At 72.1% G+C, this 15,072-nt stretch carries 15 protein-coding genes; all 15 read right to left on the reverse strand.

Going from position 1 to position 15,072, the window contains the following annotated elements; genetic code table 11:
* Positions 1-2 precede the first annotated feature (2 nt).
* The 15 genes from atpA to VFW79_RS03180 all read right to left on the reverse strand — a co-directional run bounded on the left by atpA (position 3) and on the right by VFW79_RS03180 (position 14,978).
* Entirely contained in the window at positions 3-1,631 is a 1,629-nt protein-coding gene (gene atpA / locus VFW79_RS03110) for a F0F1 ATP synthase subunit alpha (protein WP_329675851.1), read from the reverse strand.
* A 78-nt stretch (positions 1,632-1,709) separates the two neighbouring features.
* Positions 1,710-2,522, reverse strand: coding sequence for a F0F1 ATP synthase subunit delta (locus tag VFW79_RS03115; protein WP_329675852.1), 813 nt, complete (start codon positions 2,520-2,522; stop codon positions 1,710-1,712).
* Positions 2,522-3,109, reverse strand: a complete 588-nt coding sequence (locus tag VFW79_RS03120) for a F0F1 ATP synthase subunit B (protein WP_329675853.1) — start codon at positions 3,107-3,109, stop codon at positions 2,522-2,524. The genes VFW79_RS03115 and VFW79_RS03120 overlap by 1 nt, the downstream gene beginning before the upstream one ends.
* Entirely contained in the window at positions 3,106-3,348 is a 243-nt protein-coding gene (atpE, locus tag VFW79_RS03125) for an ATP synthase F0 subunit C (RefSeq protein ID WP_109131984.1), read from the reverse strand. Before atpE ends, VFW79_RS03120 begins: the two co-directional genes overlap by 4 nt.
* A gap of 88 nt (positions 3,349-3,436) precedes the next feature.
* Positions 3,437-4,300, reverse strand: coding sequence for a F0F1 ATP synthase subunit A (gene atpB / locus VFW79_RS03130; RefSeq protein ID WP_329675854.1), 864 nt, complete (start codon positions 4,298-4,300; stop codon positions 3,437-3,439).
* A 43-nt stretch (positions 4,301-4,343) separates the two neighbouring features.
* Entirely contained in the window at positions 4,344-4,829 is a 486-nt protein-coding gene (locus tag VFW79_RS03135) for a hypothetical protein (protein ID WP_329675855.1), read from the reverse strand.
* Positions 4,826-5,941, reverse strand: a complete 1,116-nt coding sequence (locus VFW79_RS03140; RefSeq protein WP_329675856.1) for an MraY family glycosyltransferase — start codon at positions 5,939-5,941, stop codon at positions 4,826-4,828. The genes VFW79_RS03135 and VFW79_RS03140 overlap by 4 nt, the downstream gene beginning before the upstream one ends.
* Positions 5,938-6,642 carry an L-threonylcarbamoyladenylate synthase gene (locus tag VFW79_RS03145; protein ID WP_329675857.1) on the reverse strand — a complete coding sequence of 235 codons (705 nt, stop codon included), beginning with the start codon at positions 6,640-6,642 and terminating at the stop codon, positions 5,938-5,940. The genes VFW79_RS03140 and VFW79_RS03145 overlap by 4 nt, the downstream gene beginning before the upstream one ends.
* The gene (gene prmC / locus VFW79_RS03150; protein WP_329675858.1) at positions 6,639-7,598 is read right to left on the reverse strand and encodes a peptide chain release factor N(5)-glutamine methyltransferase; all 960 of its coding nucleotides are present in this window, start codon (positions 7,596-7,598) and stop codon (positions 6,639-6,641) included. Before prmC ends, VFW79_RS03145 begins: the two co-directional genes overlap by 4 nt.
* Positions 7,595-8,683, reverse strand: a complete 1,089-nt coding sequence (gene prfA, locus VFW79_RS03155) for a peptide chain release factor 1 (RefSeq protein ID WP_329675859.1) — start codon at positions 8,681-8,683, stop codon at positions 7,595-7,597. The genes prmC and prfA overlap by 4 nt, the downstream gene beginning before the upstream one ends.
* 120 nt (positions 8,684-8,803) lie before the next feature.
* Entirely contained in the window at positions 8,804-9,022 is a 219-nt protein-coding gene (rpmE, locus tag VFW79_RS03160; protein WP_329675860.1) for a 50S ribosomal protein L31, read from the reverse strand.
* A 146-nt stretch (positions 9,023-9,168) separates the two neighbouring features.
* Positions 9,169-11,268 carry a transcription termination factor Rho gene (gene rho, locus VFW79_RS03165; protein ID WP_329675861.1) on the reverse strand — a complete coding sequence of 700 codons (2,100 nt, stop codon included), beginning with the start codon at positions 11,266-11,268 and terminating at the stop codon, positions 9,169-9,171.
* Between the two features lie 309 nt (positions 11,269-11,577).
* Positions 11,578-12,531, reverse strand: a complete 954-nt coding sequence (thrB, locus tag VFW79_RS03170; RefSeq protein WP_329675862.1) for a homoserine kinase — start codon at positions 12,529-12,531, stop codon at positions 11,578-11,580.
* Positions 12,532-12,543: 12 nt separating this feature from the next.
* Positions 12,544-13,635 carry a threonine synthase gene (gene thrC, locus VFW79_RS03175; RefSeq protein WP_329675863.1) on the reverse strand — a complete coding sequence of 364 codons (1,092 nt, stop codon included), beginning with the start codon at positions 13,633-13,635 and terminating at the stop codon, positions 12,544-12,546.
* Complete coding sequence (locus tag VFW79_RS03180) at positions 13,635-14,978, reverse strand: homoserine dehydrogenase (RefSeq protein WP_329675864.1); 1,344 nt, start codon at positions 14,976-14,978, stop codon at positions 13,635-13,637. Before VFW79_RS03180 ends, thrC begins: the two co-directional genes overlap by 1 nt.
* Positions 14,979-15,072 lie beyond the last annotated feature (94 nt).

The following is a 15,072-nucleotide window of genomic DNA, read 5'->3' on the forward strand; positions in this document are numbered from 1 at the left end:
CCTCAGGCCTTCTTCTGCCGGACGATCTGCTCCTGGTCGATCTGCACTGCCTCGTCGGCGGCGTCGGCACCGACGAGTGGCGTCCCGTCGCCCGTGAGGAAGCCGTTACGGAAGTCGTCGACCCCCGCGCCCAGCGCCGCCTCGGTGGCGGCCTCGAGCTTGCCCGACGACGCGATCGTCGTCAGGACGTCGCTGTTGCGCCGCAGGTGGTCCAGCAGCTCCGTCTCGAACCGACGGACGTCGGCGATCGGGACGTCGTCGAGCTTGCCCTTGGTGCCCGCCCAGATGGACGCGACCTGGTCCTCGACCGGGTAGGGGTTGAACTGCCCCTGCTTGAGCAGCTCCATGAGGCGGGCGCCACGCGTCAGCTGAGCGCGGGAGGCAGCGTCGAGGTCGGAGGCGAACATCGCAAAGGCCTCGAGCGACCGGAACTGCGCGAGGTCGAGCTTGAGCGTGCCGGAGACCTGCTTCATGGCCTTGACCTGGGCCGCGCCACCGACGCGCGAGACCGAGATGCCGACGTCGACGGCCGGCCGCTGGTCGGCGTTGAACAGGTCCGACTGCAGGAAGATCTGGCCGTCGGTGATCGAGATGACGTTCGTCGGGATGTACGCCGACACGTCGTTGGCCTTGGTCTCGATGACCGGCAGACCCGTCATCGAGCCGGCGCCGAGAGCGTCCGAGAGCTTGGCACAACGCTCGAGCAGGCGGGAGTGCAGGTAGAACACGTCGCCGGGGTAGGCCTCGCGGCCCGGCGGGCGACGCAGCAGCAGCGACACCGCACGGTAGGCCTCGGCCTGCTTGGACAGGTCGTCGAAGACGATGAGGACGTGCTTGCCCTCGTACATCCAGTGCTGGCCGATGGCTGAACCGGTGTACGGCGCGAGGTACTTGAAGCCCGCGGGGTCGGATGCGGGAGCCGCGACGATGGTCGTGTACTCGAGCGCTCCGGCCTCTTCGAGCGAGGCACGCACGGCCGCGATCGTCGAGCCCTTCTGGCCGATCGCGACGTAGATGCAGCGGACCTGCTGCTGGGGGTCGCCGGTCGCCCAGTTGGCCTTCTGGTTGATGATCGTGTCGATCGCGATCGCGGTCTTCCCGGTCTGGCGGTCGCCGATGATGAGCTGGCGCTGGCCGCGACCGATCGGGATCATCGCGTCGATGGCCTTGAGGCCGGTCTGCAGGGGCTCGTGGACGCTCTTGCGGTCCATGACGCCGGGCGCCTGCAGCTCGAGCGCGCGCCGGCTGTGGGTCTCCACGTCGCCGAGGCCGTCGATGGGGTGGCCGAGCGGGTCGACGACCCGGCCGAGGTAGCCGTCGCCGACCGGGACCGAGAGGACCTCTCCGGTCCGGCGGACCTCCTGGCCCTCCTCGATGCCGGTGAACTCGCCGAGGACGACGACACCGATCTCACGGACGTCGAGGTTCAGCGCAAGGCCGAGCGTGCCGTCCTCGAAGCGCAGCAGCTCGTTGGCCATCGCGCCCGGGAGGCCCTCGACCTGCGCGATGCCGTCACCGGCGAGGCTGACGCGGCCCACCTCCTCGGAGACAGCTCGGGTCGGCTCGTAGGACTTCACGAAGCTGTCCAGCGCAGCGCGGATGTCCTCCGGCCGGATCGTCAGCTCAGCCATTGCTCTTCTCCTGTCGTGGCGCACGCGGTGCGTACGGTCATACGTGTTCGTGGGACGTCGCGCGCGGCGCGCGGCGCGTCAGCTGGCAAGTTGTCGTCGAGCATCGGCAAGGCGGGCGAAGACTGTCGAGTCGATCACGTCGGGCCCGACCTGGACCCGGAGCCCACCGACCACGTCGGGAGCCACGATCACGTTGAGCTGGATGGCGCGGCCGTAGGTCGCGGCGAGCACCTCGAGCAGGCGATCGCGCTGGGCTGGGCTCAGGTCCGACGCGGAGGTCACGGTCGCCACCTGGCGGCTGCGACGGTCCGCGACGAGGTCGCCGACGTAGCCGAGGGTCGCGACGTAGCGGCGCCCACGGGGTGCCGCCGCGGCGCGCCGGGCCACGACCTGGGTCGCGGCCGTCCCCTGACCGCCGAGCAGCCGGTCGACCAGGGCGACACGTCCGACCGCCTGGATCCGCGGCTCGTACAGCCCGCGGCGCAGCTCACGCTGACCGGCAAGGGCCCGCGTGATGCGGAACAGCTCCTCTTCGACCTTCTGCAGACCGCCGTCGCTCTCGGCGGACGCGAGCACGGCGTGGAACGCGAGCTCCTCCGCCGCGTCGCCCAGGTCGCCGTCGTGCGACCACCGTGAGCCGACGAGGTCACGCACCAGCTCGACCGTGCGCGGGTCCGCCGCCGTGAGCAGACGCGCGGCAAGCGCGCCCTTCGCGTCGGCGTCGACCGACGGGTCGGTCAGCGTGCGCCGCAACGACGCGGAGGAGTCCAGGGCGTCGACGAAGGCGAAGAGCTCCTCGCCCAACGTCAGCGCCTCCGCGCCCGCAGCGCTCAGGACCGGCTCGAACCGGTCCCGGGCCGACTGCAGCGACGCCCGACTCGTGCCGCGCATCAGTTCCCCTTACCGGCGTTCGTCGTGGTGCTGGCCTCGAGCTCGTCGAGGAAGCGGTCGACGACGCGCGACTGGCGTGCCGAGTCCTCGAGCGACTCGCCGACGATCTTCGACGCGAGCTGGGTCGCGAGCGAGCCGACGTCCGCACGCAACGAGACGGACGCCTGCTGGCGCTCCGCCTCGATCTGCTTGTGTGCCGTCTCGACGAGACGCGCGGCCTCCTGGGTGGCCTTCGCCCTCTGCTCCGCGAGGATCTGGCTGCCCTCGGTGCGGGCGTCCTCGCGGATCCGGGCTGCCTCGGTGCGGGCATCCTGGAGCTGCTGGTGGTAGGCCGCGAGTGCGATCGCCGCCTCCGCCTGAGCCGACTCGGCCTTGGCGATCCCGCCCTGGATCAGCGCGGTCCGCTCGTCGAGCACGGCCTGGAACTTCGGCAGGACGAACCGGTAGAACGAGAAGGCGATGACTGCCAGGACGACCGTCGACCAGAGGATGTCGTAGGGCTCGGGAATGAGCAGCGCGAGCCCGTCCGGCTCCCCTGTCGTCTCCGCGGCCGTGAGGACTGCCGCGGACAGCGCGGCGGCGATCACTTGAACAGGAACCCGGTGATCAGGCCGAGGAGGCCGAGGACCTCGACGAAGCCGATGCCGATGAACATGGTGGTGCGCAGCTGGCCGGCGACCTCAGGCTGACGCGCGATGCCCTCGACGGTCTTGCCGATGAGGATGCCGAGGCCGATGCCCGGGCCGAGCACCGCAAGGCCGTAACCGATGGTCGCGATGTTGCCCGAGACCTCGGCGAGGACGGTGGTGGTTTCCGCAAGTGCCACGGTGACTCGTTCCTTCCGTTCGACGTCGGCCGGGCGGCCGAACGTCAGTTCGTGGACGGGGACCGTGCGGCCCCCGTGTGGGGTGGGACTAGTGCTCCTTCGAGACCGACAGGTTGATGTAGACCGCCGTGAGGATCACGAAGATGTACGCCTGGAGGGTCGCGACGAACACCTCGAAGAGAGTGAAGATGAAACCGCCCGCGAAGGTCAGTGCGCCGAACCCCTTCATCGCGGGAACGGCCTCGAAGATGAAGTACTGCGTCGCCGAGAAGCAGAGCGCCAGCATGAGGTGGCCCGAGACCATGTTGGCCATCAACCGGAGTGCGAGCGTCGCCGGCCGGATGATGAACACCTGCAGGAACTCGACCGGGGTGAGCAGCACGTAGAGGAACGGCGGCACGCCCGGAGGGAAGAGGCTGTTCTTGAGGAACCCGCCGAGGCCCAGCTCGCGGACGCCGGCGCTCAGGTAGGACACGTACGTCCAGGCCGCGAGCATGAGTGGCAGACCGATGAGGGCCGTGGCCGCGACGTTGAGGCCGGGGATGATCCCCATCAGGTTGAACATGAGGATCGCGCAGAACATCGTCGTCAGGAGCGCGACGAACCTCGGCGCCTTCTCCTTGCCGAGGATCTCCTCGGCGACGTTGACCCGGACGAAGTCGAGGATCATCTCGACGACGTTCTGGAACCGGCCCGGGACGAGCGTGGCGCGACGCGCGGCGATCACGAAGATCGTGATCAGCGCCGCCGCGGCGATGAAGCGCACGATCTGCAGCCGGTTGATCTCGAAGACCGTGCCGTCGAAGAGGACCGGCCCCGGGAAGATGTCGCCGATCGTCGGCGCGTGGAAGCCACCGCCGTCACCAGTGGCAAACGGCACGATCATCGCAAGGCTGGACAGTGCGTACTCCGAGTCGTCAGCGGTGCCGCACGACCGCGTCTCTGCGGGCACGCCGTCGTCACCTGGCGGTCATGGATGTGAGTGAGAGCCTAACCTATGAGCCGCCCTGCACCGGACCGGCGTCGGCCTGCCGAGCGCCCGGTTCGACGTACGGAACCCGCCCCCGACTGACGGCGCGGTAGTCGAGGACCGCCGACCCGACGACCCCGACCAGGAGCACGACAGCGAGCATCGGCTTGTCGTAGAAGTCCCGGTCCTGGAGGAGCGCGAGGGCGACGATCACGACAAGGACCTTGCCCAGCCACGCTCCCAGGACGACCGCCGCGAGTCGCTGCACGCTCGCGCGCGCGGTGACGAGCATCGAGACGATCGTCGTCCCGGAGAAGACCAGCGCCAGACCCACCCCGATCAGGGCGCCCCACACCCCGGGCCGGCCGGCCACGAGGGCGCCGGCCCCGACGCCCAGCACGGCGAGCGCGGCCAGGAGCACGATCATGTCCCGGAGCGCACGCCGGAAGACTGCAGCGGCCGCTGAGGAGGGCACGGGCGGCACGGCGGGCTGGCGTGGTTCGGTGGTCATCTGACGGTCTCCGGGGTGGGGGCGACGCGTGCGCCGCGCAGTGGGCCGAGCGTGAGCAGGGCCGCGACGACGATGCCGACGCCGAGGGCAACGAATGCGACGGTCGTCGAGAATTTGACGAGCGCCGCGGCGCCGAAGGCGAAGACGGCGGTCCAGACGTACATGATCGCCACTGCCCGCCGGTGCGAGTGGCCGAGCGCGAGCAGCCGGTGGTGCAGGTGCATGCGGTCGGGGTGGAACGGCGACCTGCCGGCACCGACGCGCCTGACGACGGCGAGGACCATGTCGAGGAGCGGGAGCACGAGGACCGCGAGCGGAAGCAGGATCGGGATGAACGCGGGGATCTGCTGGCGGGGCAGCACCACCGTCACGTCGATCTGACCCGTCACGGTGATGGCTGCGGCGGCGATGACGAGCCCGAGGAGCATCGACCCGGAGTCGCCCATGAAGATCCGGGCAGGGTACAGGTTGTGCGGCAGGAACCCGAGGCATGCACCGACGAGCACCGCAAGGGTGAGCGTCGCAAAGCTCGAGTAGTCCCCCGGGCTCGCGCCGCGCGTCAGGAGGTAGGAGTACAGGAAGAACGCGGTGCCGCCGATCGCGATCACGCCCGCCGCGAGCCCGTCGAGGCCGTCGACGAAGTTCACCGCGTTCATGGCGACCACGACCGTGAGGACCGTCAGGGCGAGCCACATCCGTTGGGAGCCGATGAGCACGCCGGCGATCGGCAGCTGGAAGAGCTGGATGCCGTTCCAGGCCATGAACCCGGCCGCGAGCACCTGGCCCATGAGCTTGGTGATCCAGTCGAGGTCCCAGATGTCGTCGGCGACCCCGAGCAGGCAGACGAGCGTCGCGCCGCCGACGACGCCCCACACCGGCCGCGGGTTCGTGAAGACGCCGCTCAGGAACGGGAGCCGCGACGCCATGGCGAGGGCCGCGAGGATGCCGGCGAGCATCGCGAGCCCTCCGAGCCGGGGGGTCGGGATCGAGTGCACGTCACGGTCCCGCACCGCAGTGATCGCGCCCCAGCGCAGCGCGCACCAGCGTGCCAGCGGCGTCAGCAGGTACGTCACCGCGGCCGCGATGGCCATGACGAGCAGATAGACCCTCACCGGTCGAGGTCACCCGGCACAGGTCCCGCGTCGTCCGGGGCGGCTTCGGCGGGGTCGGCGTCCTCGACCGGGGCCACCGCCCGCAGGGCCTCGAGAGAGATCGCGCCCGGCCGCACGATGCGCAGGACGTCGCCGGTCGCGTCGACGATCGTCGACGCGACACCGCCAGGCGCCTCACCGCCGTCGAGGAAGACCGGCACGGCGGCACCGAGCTGCGTATACGCCTCGTCGACCGTGCGACCTGCGGCTCGACCCGTGCGGTTGGCGCTCGACACCGCGAGCGGGCCCGTCCGGCGAAGCAGTGCGAGGGCGACCGGGTGGTCCGGCACGCGCAGTGCGACCGTGCCGTGGGTCTCGCCCAGGTCCCACGCGAGCGACGGCTGCGCGCGCACGATGAGCGTGAGACCACCGGGCCAGAACGCCTCGGCGAGGGCCCGCGCGGAGGCAGGCACGTCGGTCGCGAGCCCGTCGAGCGTGCGCACGTCCGGCATCAGCACGGGTGGCGGAATCTGGCGACCGCGACCCTTCGCGTCGAGGAGCGCCTGGACGGCGGACGGCGTGAACGCGTCGGCCGCGATCCCGTAGACCGTGTCGGTCGGGAGGACGACGAGGTCACCACGCGAGATCGCGTGCACCGCCTCGTCGATCGCAGGGCCCCACGTCGTGGGGTCCGTGGCGTCCTTGATCCGGGTGAGGCTCACGCGTGCGAGTCTCCCACGACGTCCGCACGGGCGGGTTCACCGGAGCCGGACGGGGTCGGCACCGCGCTCGCGTCGAGGGTGCGCCGGGCAACGACCATGCGAGGCCGCCCCGTGAGGTCGGCGCAGGTCCGGACGTCGTCGAACCCCCCGGTCGAGCGCACGAGGTCGAGCGCCGCCGCGGCCTGCACCTCGGCGTGCTCCATGACGAAGAGGCCGCCGGGTCGCAGCAGTCGAGCAGCCGCAGCCGCAATGCCGCGCGGCACCTCGAGGCCGTCGCGGCCCAGGCCGTACAGCGCGACGGCCGGGTCGTGCTGCGCGACCTCCGGGTCGACGGGGACCGCGCCCGGCGGCACGTACGGCGGGTTCGACACCACGACGTCGAGCGTCCCGTCGAGCTCGCCGAGCGCGGTGCGCGCATCCCCACGGACGAGCCGCACGTCGAGCCCCGAGGCGGCCACGTTGCGCGCCGCCCAGTCGTGCGCGACGCGGTCCAGCTCGACGGCGTGCACGACGGCGCCAGGCACCTCGTGCGCGAGCGCGAGTGCGATCGCGCCGGAGCCGGTGCACAGGTCCGCCACGAGGACCGACCCGGCACGCGCTGCGACGGCGTGCGCCTCGGCGATCGCCACCTCGGCCACCTGCTCGGTCTCCGGGCGCGGGACGAACACTCCCGGCCCGACCGCGAGCTCGAGACCACGGAACGGTGCGAGGCCCGTCAGGTGCTGGAGCGGTTCGCGCGCCGCGCGTCTGGCCACGAGCTCGGCGAGCCCGTCGGGAGCGGGGCGACCAAGGATCGCCGCCGCCTGGACCTGCCCGCGGCTGACCGTGGCCCCGGTCACGGCGCCCATCAGGTGCGCGGCGAGGAGCTCGGCGTCGACCCGGGGGCTCGGGACGCCCGCTCCCGCGAGCAGCGCCTCGGCTGCACGCAGCTCCTCGGCGAGGGAACGGCCGGTCATGAGCCCGCGGCCGCCAGCTGGGCGGCCTCGTCGGCGTCGATCGCCGACCGCACGACCGGGTCGAGGTCGCCGTCGAGCACCGCGTCGAGGTTGTACGCCTTGTAGCCCGTGCGGTGGTCCGCGATGCGGTTCTCGGGGTAGTTGTACGTGCGGATCCGCTCGGACCGGTCGACCGTCCGCACCTGCGAGCGGCGCGCCTCGCTGGCGGCCGCGGCGGCCTCCTCCTGCTTGGCGGCGAGCAGCCGCGCACGCAGCACGCGCATGGCCTGCTCGCGGTTCTGCAGCTGCGACTTCTCGTTCTGCATCGACACCGTGATGCCGGTCGGCAGGTGCGTGATGCGCACGGCCGAGTCGGTCGTGTTGACCGACTGCCCGCCGGGTCCCGACGACCGGTACACGTCGATCCGCAGGTCGTTCTGGTCGATCGCCACCTCGGCGTCGTCCTCGGGCTCGGGCAGGACGAGCACACCGGCGGCCGACGTGTGGATGCGCCCCTGCGACTCCGTGACGGGCACCCGCTGCACGCGGTGGACGCCGCCCTCGTACTTGAGGCTCGCCCAGACGCCCTGCGCGGCATCGGCAAGCGTGCCGCGGGACTTCACCGCGACGTGCACGTCCTTGTAGCCGCCGAGGTCGGACTCGGTCGACTCGATGATCTCGGTGCTCCAGCCCCGCCGCTCGGCGTAGCGCAGGTACATCCGCAGCAGGTCACCCGCGAACAGCGCCGACTCCTCGCCGCCCTCGCCCGCCTTGATCTCGAGGATCACGTCGCGGCCGTCGTCGGGGTCGCGAGGGACCAGGACGCGTCGTAACCGCTCGGCCGCCGCGTCGGCGGCGTCCCGCAGGCTCGGCAGCTCCGCGGCGAACGCTGCGTCGGTCTCGGCCAGCTCCGTGGCGTCCTCGACGTCGTCGGCGGCAGCCCGCCAGGCGCGGTAGGCCGCGACGACCTGGCCCAGCTCGGCGTACCGCCGTCCGAGCTTGCGGGCGCGCGCGGCATCCGCGTGGACCTCGGGGGCGGACAGCTGGCTCTCGATCATGGCGTGCTCGGCGAGCAACGGCTCCGCCGCGGCGAACGGGTTGCTCATGCGGGGGACCTCCAGGGTCCGGGTGCTGCGGGGGGCGTGCAGACAAACGAACAGCGCCGGTGCCCTGCGGACGCTGCCATGGAGGGCAGCCGTCCGCCGGGCACCGGCGCTGTGAGGTCGCTAGCTGGCGGCGGTCTTCTTGCCGTAGCGCGCCTCGAACCGGGCCACACGGCCACCGGTGTCGAGAATCTTCTGCTTGCCCGTGTAGAACGGGTGGCAGGCGCTGCAGACGTCGGCACGGATCTCGCCCGACTTCTGGGTCGACCGCGTGGTGAACGTGTTGCCACACGTGCAGGTGACCTGGGTCACCACGTACGGCGGGTGGATGTCCTTCTTCACAGAAACTCTCCTCGATGGGTTGTCCCCGGGTCGCGAGCGAGTACCGCTCACGTGAACCGCGAACCGACGGATCATTGTGCCAGAACCGCGCGGGGCGCCGAAACCTTCCCGGTCGACCCGCCCGATCCCGTCGCGCGCAGTCGTGCTCAGTCGTGCTGGTTGTTCGCTCCGGGTGTGGTCTTCTGCACCTGGAGCAGGAACTCCGCGTTGGACTTGGTCTTGCGGAGCTTGTCGAGCAGCAGCTCGATGGCCTGCTGCTGGTCGAGGGCACCCATGACGCGACGCAGGGTCCAGACGATCTTCAGCTCGTCGGGCGCCATGAGGATCTCCTCGCGGCGCGTGCCCGACGCGTTGACGTCGACCGCCGGGAAGATCCGCTTGTCCGCGAGCGAGCGGGAGAGCCGCAGCTCCATGTTCCCGGTGCCCTTGAACTCCTCGAAGATGACCTCGTCCATCTTGGACCCGGTCTCGACGAGCGCCGAGGCGAGGATCGTGAGCGACCCGCCGTGCTCGATGTTGCGCGCCGCCCCGAAGAACCGCTTCGGCGGGTAGAGCGCCGACGCGTCGACACCACCGGAGAGGATGCGCCCCGAGGCGGGGGCAGCGAGGTTGTAGGCCCGCGACAGCCGCGTGAGCGAGTCGAGGAGCACGACGACGTCCTGACCGAGCTCGACGAGTCGCTTGGCCCGCTCGATCGCCAGCTCCGCGACGATCGTGTGGTCGGAGGCGGGGCGGTCGAACGTCGAGGCGATGACCTCGCCCTTGACCGTCCGCTCCATGTCCGTGACCTCCTCGGGGCGCTCGTCGACGAGCACGACCATGAGGTGGACCTCGGGGTTGTTCGCGGTGATCGCGTTGGCGATCTGCTGCATGATGATCGTCTTGCCGGCCTTCGGCGGCGACACGATCAGACCACGCTGGCCCTTGCCGATCGGGGCGACGATGTCGATCACGCGAGGCGAGATCTTGTTCGGCTCGTTCTCGAGCCGCAGACGCTCCTGCGGGTAGAGCGGAGTCAGCTTGGCGAACTCGGGGCGGTCCCGCGCCTCGTCCGGGTGCAGGCCGTTGACCGAGTCGAGGCGCACGAGCGCGTTGAACTTGGCCCGCGCGGCGTTGCTCTGGGGCAGCTGCTCCCCCTCGCGCTGCTGACGCACCGCTCCCGTGATCGCGTCCCCGCGTCGCAGGCCAGCCTTCTTGACCTGGCCGAGCGAGACGTACACGTCGCTCGGTCCCGGCAGGTAGCCGCTGGTGCGGACGAAGCCGTAGTTGTCGTGGATGTCGAGGATCCCGGCGACGGGCAGCAGGACGTCGTCCTCGCTGACCTCGACCTCCTCGTAACCCGCCAGGTCGCCGCTCGGGCCACGCGTGACGACGCGGCCGCGCTTGGGACGCTCACGGTCGCGGTACCGGTCGCGGGACCGACGACGGCGACCCCCGCGCTCGTCGGTGTCGTCGAACTGGGCCTGGCCCTGCCCGCCACCCTGACCCTGGCTCGAACCCTGGTTGGCGCCCTGGACCTGTGCGGTGTCGCGCGCCTGGCGCTGGCCGCCGTCCTGACGCGCGCCGCCGTCCTGACGCTGCTGGCGCTGGGAGCCGTCCGCGCGCTCGCCGCCGTCCTGACGTGCAACGCCGTCGACCTGGGGCGGGAGTCCGATGTCCGCAGCTGCGTCGCCACGCGGCGCTCCCGCACCCCGGCCCGAACGGCGCGAGCCACGGCGCTCGGCGGCGACGGTACCGATCGCGTCGAGGGCGCGCGCGGCTCGGTCGTCTCGGGTCTCCCCCGGCGCGAGCCGCACGTCGGGCGCACGCTCGGCCTGCACGCGCTCGGGCCCGACGCGCTCGGTCTCGACGCGCTCCGACGGCACGCGCTCGGCCTGCACGCGCTCTGTCTGGGCACGCTCTGTCTGGGCACGCTCTGACCGAGCGGCACGCTCGGACTGCACGCGCTCCGACGGCGCGAGCTCGGCCTGCACGCGCTGGGCCCGCACGGCGGGCTCGGTGCGCGACGCGGCGGGCGCGTCGGCCTGCTCCGCGGTGCTGCGCGGCGCGGTGGTCTCCGCGCGTCCGCCGGCCCGCTTGGTCTTGATGGCGTCCACGAGATCGCTCTTGCGCATCTTGGACGTCCCCGCGACGCCGAGCTGGGCGGCGAGCACCTGCAGCTCAGGCAGGCGCAGCGTGGAGATCGCTGCCCCGCGGGTGGATCCACCGGTGTTGGCGTTCCCGGTGGACTCGATGGTGTCTGTCACGAAGGACCCTTCCCCCTCGTCATCGGCCGACGTCCGGAATCGGATCGTGGCCTACGCCCGGGCATGGATGCCGGGACGATGCTGGCGCCTCACGTGCTGCGTACGACGACGTCTGCGCACGTGGGCTGGATCGCTCCCGCTCGTCGTAGCTCTCGCGGCATCCGTCGCCAGATGGACTGCACGATCATCTGGAGCACGGCACGCCGGAACGGAGCACGAAGTCCGGGGAACGACTCATCCTAGCACCGCGGCACCGACCGTTGTCCCGGGATCCGGGTCGTCGCCCGGCGCTCACCCGATGGGCTGACCTCAGCCGACCTGCCACGCACGCGCCCCGTCCTGGTCGATGCCCGGCCGCAGGACCTGCCAGCCGCCCATCTGACCTCCGAACGCTGCCGCGATCGCCTCGTCGGCGTCGGTGCGGCCGTCATCGGTCCGGCGGGCGAGCGCAAGGACGGTCGGTCCGGCACCCGAGACCACGGCCGCGACGCCACGCGCGCGCAACGCGTCGACGAGGGCCAGGGAGTCGGGCATGACGGCCCTGCGGTAGCCCTGGTGCAGGCGATCCACCGTCGCGGGGAGCAGGAGGTCCGGTCGCCTGCCGAGCGCCTCGACCAGCAGCGCAGCGCGTCCGGCCTGTGCCGCGGCGTCGGCGTGCGGGACGGTCGCCGGGAGCACGCCCCGGGCGGTCTTCGTCGCGAGCCGGAACGCGGGGACGAGGACGATCGGCTCGATGTCGGCGTGCACCTCGAGCCGGACCGCGTGCGGGCGGACGGTCCCCGGCGCCGCGCCGTCGGGCTCGAGCCACGCGATCGTGGCACCACCCAGGATCGCGGGCGCGGCATTGTCGGGGTGCCCCTCGAGGGCGCAGGCGATCGCGAGGGCGGTGTCGTCGTCGAGCGCCTCGGGCTCGGCGAGCAGGGCCCGCGCGAGCAGCACGCCGCCGACGGCCGCCGCGGCGGACGATCCGAGCCCCCGACCGTGCGGGATGCGGTTGACGCACGTCAGGTGCAGGCCCGTCTGCGGAGCCCCGACGTGGTCGAGGGCGAGCCGCAGCGCGCGCACGACGAGGTGGTCCTCACCGAGCGGGACCTCCCCCGCACCCTCGCCCGTGACCTCGACCACGACGTCGGGTGATCCGAGCGCGCGCACGTCGAGGTCGTCGTGCAGCGCGAGCGCGAGGCCGAGCGCGTCGAACCCGGGGCCGAGGTTCGCGCTCGTCGCCGGCACGCGGACCCGAGCGTGGTCATGCCCCAGCCGCATGTCCCGCCCCGCTCAGCTGAGCTCGAGCGCGTCGGCGATCGCGACGACGTCGGCGGACACGCGCATCGGCGTGACCTCCGAGCCGTCCGCCGTGCGCAGGGCCCACTGCGGGTCCTTGAGCCCGTGACCCGTGACGGTCACGACGATGCGTGCGCCCGCCGGGACGCGGCCCTGCGCGGCCAGCGCGAGGATGCCCGCGACGCCCGCGGCCGACGCGGGCTCGACGAACACCCCGACCCGGCTCGACAGGATCCGGTGGGCCGCAAGGATCTGCTCGTCCGTGACGGCCTCGATGAGCCCGCCCGAGGTGTCGCGCGCGTCGATCGCCTGCTGCCACGACGCGGGGTTCCCGATCCGGATCGCGGTCGCGATGGTCTCGGGCTCCGTGACGGGGTGGCCCAGCACGATGGGTGCGGCCCCGGCCGCCTGGAAGCCCCACATCGCGGGGGTCCGGGTCGCGACCGCCGGAAGCGAGCTGCCCGCGTCGAGCCCCGCGTACTCGCGGTAGCCCTTCCAGTACGCCGTGATGTTGCCCGCGTTGCCGACGGGCAGCGCGTGGATGTCGGGAGCGTCACCGAGCGCGTCGACGACCTCGAACGCGCCCGTCTTCTGGCCCTCGATCCGGTCGGGGTTGACCGAGTTCACGAGCTCGACGGGATACGCCTCAGCGAGCTTGCGGGCCGCGACCAGGCAGTCGTCGAAGTTGCCGTCGACCTGCAGCAGCCGGGCGCCGTGCGCGATCGCCTGGCTCAGCTTGCCCATCGCGATCTTGCCGTCGGGGACCAGCACCGCGCAGAGCATCCCGGCGGCCGTCGCGTACGCCGCGGCCGACGCGGAGGTGTTGCCCGTCGACGCGCACACCACGACCTTCGCCCCACGCCCCGCAGCCGAGGAGATCGCGGTCGTCATCCCGCGGTCCTTGAACGAGCCCGTGGGGTTCATCCCCTCGACCTTGAGGTACACGTCCGCCCCCGTGAGCAGGGAGAGCGCGGGCGCGGGGACGAGCGGCGTGCCGCCTTCCCCGAGCGTGATCACGCGGCGCTGCACGTGCTCCGGGAGTCGGTCCGCGTACTCGGCGATGACTCCGCGCCACTGGTGTGCCATCAGGCTCCCTCGACTCGCAGGACAGAGATGACACGGCGCACGGAGTCGAGCTCGGCGATCGCGGCAACCGTGCCCGCGAGCGCCTCCTCGGAGGCCTCGTGCGTCGTGATGATGAGGAGTGCGACACCGTCGCGACCCAGCGCTCCGGGCAGCTCGGGCACCTGGCGGATGGCCTCGATCGAGACGCCACGGTCACCGAGGGTCGTCGCCACCTGCGCGAGCACCCCGGGACGGTCGGTCACGTCGAGCCGGATCTGGTAGCGCGTCCGGGCCGCCGACGCGGGCAGCACGGGCAGCGCGGCGTACGACGACTCGACCGGCCCCCTGCCCCCGAGCACACGGTGCCGCGCGACCGACACGACGTCGCCGAGCACCGCCGAGGCCGTCGGTGCGCCGCCGGCCCCACGCCCGTAGAACATGAGCTCACCGGCCGCCTCGGCCTCGACGAACACGGCGTTGAACGCACCGCGGACGCCCGCGAGGGGGTGCGCGACGGGCACGAGCGCGGGGTGCACGCGCACCTGGATGCCGTCCCCCTGGCGCTCGGCGATCGCGAGCAGCTTGATGACGTAGCCGGTGCGCTCGGCCCAGGCCACGTCGTCCGCCGTGACAGAGCTGATGCCCTCCCGGTCCACGTCGTCGATCGACACCCGGGTGTGGAACGCGAGCGACGCGAGGATCGCGGCCTTCGCGGCGGCGTCGTACCCCTCGACGTCGGCGGTCGGGTCGGCCTCGGCGTAGCCGAGCGACTGGGCCTCGGCGACAGCGGCGTCGAGGTCGAGCCCCTCGGTCGCCATGCGGTCGAGCACGTAGTTGGTCGTGCCGTTGAGGATGCCCAGGACCCGCAGCACGCGGTCGCCGACGAGCGACTCGCGCACCGGCCGGACGATCGGGATCGCACCGGCGACGGCGGCCTCGAAGTACAGGTCCACCTGCGCGGCGTCCGCGGCGGCGTACAGCGTCGGACCGTCCTGCGCGAGGAGCGCCTTGTTGGCGGTGACGACCGCGGCACCGTGCGCGATCGCACTGAGCAGCAGGCTGCGCGCCGGCTCGATGCCGCCCATGACCTCGACGACGACATCGGCCCGCGTCACGAGCTCTGCCGCGTCCGTCGTCAGCAGCGCGCGGTCGACGACCGGGTCGCGGTCGGCCGCGAGGTCGCGCACGGCGACACCCACGAGCTCGAGCGGAGCGCCGACACGGGCTGCGAGGTCGGCCGACTGCGTCACGAGGAGGCGCACGACCTCGGTGCCCACGACCCCGGAGCCGAGGACGGCCACCCGCAGCGGTGCGGGCCGCGGCTGGGAGCGTCCGGCAGCCGCCTGCCCATCAGGAGCTGTCACTGCGTCCGCCTCCGCCTCCGGGCCGCGCCCGGTCGGTCGTCATGGTCAAGGAGTCCGGCCCACGGCGCGCCTCGCGGCGTTCGCCGGACCGCCT

Origin of the sequence: Cellulomonas sp., from assembly GCF_036279715.1 — a bacterium.
Classification (GTDB): Bacteria; Actinomycetota; Actinomycetes; order Actinomycetales; family Cellulomonadaceae; genus Cellulomonas_A.

Coding starts and splice junctions, on each gene's coding strand:
- atpA (WP_329675851.1), bottom strand. CDS start 1,631: ATGGCTGAGCTGACGATCCGGCCGGAGGACATCCGCGCTGCGCTGGAC.
- VFW79_RS03115 (WP_329675852.1), bottom strand. CDS start 2,522: ATGCGCGGCACGAGTCGGGCGTCGCTGCAGTCGGCCCGGGACCGGTTC.
- VFW79_RS03135 (WP_329675855.1), bottom strand. CDS start 4,829: ATGACCACCGAACCACGCCAGCCCGCCGTGCCGCCCGTGCCCTCCTCA.
- prmC (WP_329675858.1), bottom strand. CDS start 7,598: ATGACCGGCCGTTCCCTCGCCGAGGAGCTGCGTGCAGCCGAGGCGCTG.
- prfA (WP_329675859.1), bottom strand. CDS start 8,683: ATGAGCAACCCGTTCGCCGCGGCGGAGCCGTTGCTCGCCGAGCACGCC.
- thrB (WP_329675862.1), bottom strand. CDS start 12,531: ATGCGGCTGGGGCATGACCACGCTCGGGTCCGCGTGCCGGCGACGAGC.
- thrC (WP_329675863.1), bottom strand. CDS start 13,635: ATGGCACACCAGTGGCGCGGAGTCATCGCCGAGTACGCGGACCGACTC.